Origin of the sequence: Paenibacillus sp. RC21, assembly GCF_044907935.1 — a bacterium.
Taxonomy (GTDB): domain Bacteria; phylum Bacillota; class Bacilli; order Paenibacillales; family Paenibacillaceae; genus Paenibacillus; species Paenibacillus terrae_A.
On the sequence record NZ_JBIYCS010000023.1, the window covers coordinates 1 to 3,640 of the forward strand.

The window sequence follows — 3,640 nt, forward strand, 5'->3', positions numbered from 1 at the left end:
GCGATGCGAGCGCCTGAATCTTGAAGCATGTAGGCGATCCGTTCATCCGGAGAAGCCGGGTCCATCGGCACGTAGGCCCCGCCTGCTTTCAGGACGGAGAGAATGGCGATGACCACCTCTGCGCTGTGTCCGGCACAGATCGCAACCCGATGGTCGGCCTGCACCCCGGCTGCCCGGAGGCTATGCGCCAACCGATTGGCCTGAGCATTGAGCTCCCGGTAGGTAAGCCTGCGATCCTCGCAGATGACTGCCGTCTGTTCCGGTGTACGCGCCACCTGTTGTTCAAACAGCTGCTCCACCGTCTGCTCCCGCGGATAATCTGCCGCCGTATCGTTCCAGCGGTATAGATATTCCTGACTCTGATTTTCCGGCAGCGTCTCTATATCACCGAGTGCCCGATCCGGTTGAAACAGCATCACAGATAAAAGGTGGTTTAAATGCGCAACCAGTTGCTTGATATAAGCTTCTTCGTAACTTTGCACATTGTACTGAAGCTGAACATTAATGCCATCCTTCTTCATTACAAAATGAAACTGTGTATCCACATTTACATTGGTTGTTTCCAGAAGTGAATGGAGGCTATCCAATGCAACAAGCGTAGGAATGACAGGATGGTTGGCCGAATCATATTGCATGCGGAGTTTTCCGGCCATTTTTCTGAAAGGCAGCCCTTGATGCTCCAAACTATCGCTTAACGACTGCTTAACCTCATTAAATAATGACTTAAATGAATGAGTGGGCTCCAGTTTACTTTTAATAATAAGAAATTTATTGATCCGGTTATGTACATCTTTTGATGTGGGTATACCGAGCAAAACGTTATTTTCGCCTGTGTATTTATATAATAAACTGGTTACCCCAGCTAACAGAATTATAAAAACCGCCATGCTGGAACCGCCAGACAGTTGTAAAATCCGCTGTGAGACTGCTGCAGATAACGGTTCACATAGGGTTTCCCGTCCATTTATGTGTAATTCTGCTCCACCCTTAGAAGCAGAATTGCAAAATGGGAAGGCCGTAGGTGCATCGTCAGCTTGAAACGTTTGATTCCAAAATAACTCCTGTTGTTTAAACTCTGACATGATCTGACCCCCAGTATGTTAATGATGAATTATGGTACATAACCATCTAAATAGCATCTATAGAGCAACTTATTCAGCCTCTTCCGAAATGGAGAGAATGTGTCTTACACACCCTCTCCTTCCGAAAGCAAGAATTAGAAACTCAGTTCAATGGAACGAATAACACTTTCATCCGGTACCCTTTTTTCAATTAATTTAATGTCCTGAATAGGAATTTCCGGCTGTTGTACCACTTCAGACAGAACGGACAACAAATCTGTGGCAAGTACATGAATCGTTTCCGTCTCAAACAAATACCGGCTGAATTCAAACTCGCATCGCAGTTGTTCTCCTTCGGGCTGAACATATAACGTTAAATCAAACTTGGCACTTTTCCGTGACTGTTCGTAAGAAGAAAAGACGAGGGAGTCCATTTCAACTGCTATTTCACCCATATTCTGATATACCAGCATAGTGTCAAACAAAGGATTGCGTCCCGGATCACGTTGCAGCTGCAAATGTTTCAAAATCTCTTCAAACGGATAATCCTGATGCTCGTATGCATTAAGCATCGTTTGTTTTACATCCTGTACATAACTGGAAAATGTTTTTCCAGCAAATGGTTGATGGCGCACCGCCAGTGTATTGACGAACATTCCAATTAACGGCTCCATGTCGGCGTGGGTTCTTCCCGCCACGGAGGTACCAATAATCATGTCATCCTGTCCACTGTATTTAGCCAGTAAAACGGTATATGCAGCCATGAATACCATAAAGAGCGTTGCGTCCGTACTGACGGCAAGCTGCTGTAACTCCTGTGCAAGAGATTTTTCAATTACAAAATGATGGACATCTCCTTCATAGCTGCGCACTGTTGGTCTTTCATAATCTGTAGGCAGCTCCAGCTGGGGCAAGTCTCCTTTGAACATCTCCAGCCAGTAATCCTCGTGGCGCTTGTATGCACCATCTGCTATTTGAGCTTGCTGCCAGACTGCATAATCTTTGTACTGAATACGAAGCGGCGGTAACGTTTCTCCGCCATACAGTCTTATAAATTCCTGGACCAAGATGTTCATCGAAACCCCGTCCGATACCAGGTGATGCATATCAAATAATAAAATATGGCGTTCAGCATCTGTTTGAATGATTCCAACACGAAGCAACGGAGGGCGCTGCAGGTCGAACACACGCACAAACTCACAGATACAAGAATCGATTTGATCCTCCGTTGCGTGAAGCAGCTCAACCTCAAACGGAGCATTTGGATAAATAAACTGTGCTGGCTCTCCTGCTGCCAGTTCAAACCCGGTTCGCAAAGATTCGTGCCGCCCTATGAGTTGTTGGAAGGCCTGTTCCAGACGGTGGACATCAAGAGAGCCAGTAACGATCAACACACCTGGCATATTATACGTAAGCTGCGCACCTTCAGCCTGACCTGCGAGGAACAGGCGTCTTTGGGCTGAAGATACTGGATAATATGCCTGCTCCGCAGCAACCGAAATGGAATAATACGTATGTGAATCCAGCCCGGTAATCAGCTCCGACAAACGTTCAATGGTCGGAAAGCGGAATATATCCTTCAAAGAGATGGATGCATCCATCTGTTTTTGAATTCGGGAAACGAGTGTTGTAGCTTTGAGTGAATGTCCCCCTTTGTCAAAAAATGAATCCGTTATTCCGATACGCTCTACATCAAGTATTTCTGCCCAGATCGAGACGAGATGCTCCTCGACTGCATTGCGCGGCGGTGCATAAGCAACACCTGGCTCCACGTACGCCTGCGGCGCGGGCAGTGCCTTGCGGTCCATTTTTCCGTTGGACGTCAGCGGCAGCGCCTCCAGAGGCACGAAGTAGGTCGGGATCATATACTCCGGCAGCGACGCACTCAGCGCTGCCCTCAATTCTCTACCCGTCATGTTCCCGTCCGTGACGACGTAGGCACACAGCTCCTGCCATCCGCTCTCTGCCGAGCGGGCAATCACTACCACCTCCCGGACCGCAGTCAGCGCCCGAATCGCACCTTCCACTTCCCCCAGTTCAATCCGGTAGCCCCGGATTTTCACCTGATCGTCCGTGCGGCCGATATACTCCAGCTCCCCGTCGATCCGCCGGCGCGCTACGTCACCCGCCCGGTACATCCGTTGCCCCGGCACAAAGGGATTCGCCACAAACTTCTCCGCCGTCTGCTCCGCCCGGTTCAGGTACCCCCGGGCTACCCCGTCTCCGCCAATGTACATCTCGCCTGCGACCCCGGTCGGCACTGGCTGTCCATACGGATCCAGCACATAAATGCTCGTATTCGCTGCCGGACGGCCGATCGGCACATACTCGCCCATCGGACGGGCCGGATCATACAGATAACTCATACAACCGACGACGGTCTCCGTCGGGCCGTATTCGTTGAACAGGCGCACCGTGCCCCCGCTTTGCTCCCAAATCCCCGCCGCGAGCTTCGCGCTCAGGTTTTCTCCTCCGACGATCATTCGGCGGATCGTGCTGTCCTGCACCAGCCCCAGTTCGTGCACCAGATGCAGATGAGCCGGGGTCAGCTTGATCAGATCGATCCGGGGATCACGGAA

General features: G+C 50.0%; 2 protein-coding genes. Both read right to left on the reverse strand.

Annotation, left to right across the window (positions count from 1 at the left end; all coding sequences use genetic code 11):
* Window positions 1-1,082 (reverse strand): AMP-binding protein (locus ABIA61_RS26595; protein WP_404580145.1); only part of this gene is annotated, 1,082 nt, incomplete at its 3' end.
* A 134-nt stretch (window positions 1,083-1,216) separates the two neighbouring features.
* Window positions 1,217-3,640 (reverse strand): condensation domain-containing protein (locus ABIA61_RS26600; RefSeq protein ID WP_404581514.1); only part of this gene is annotated, 2,424 nt, incomplete at its 5' end.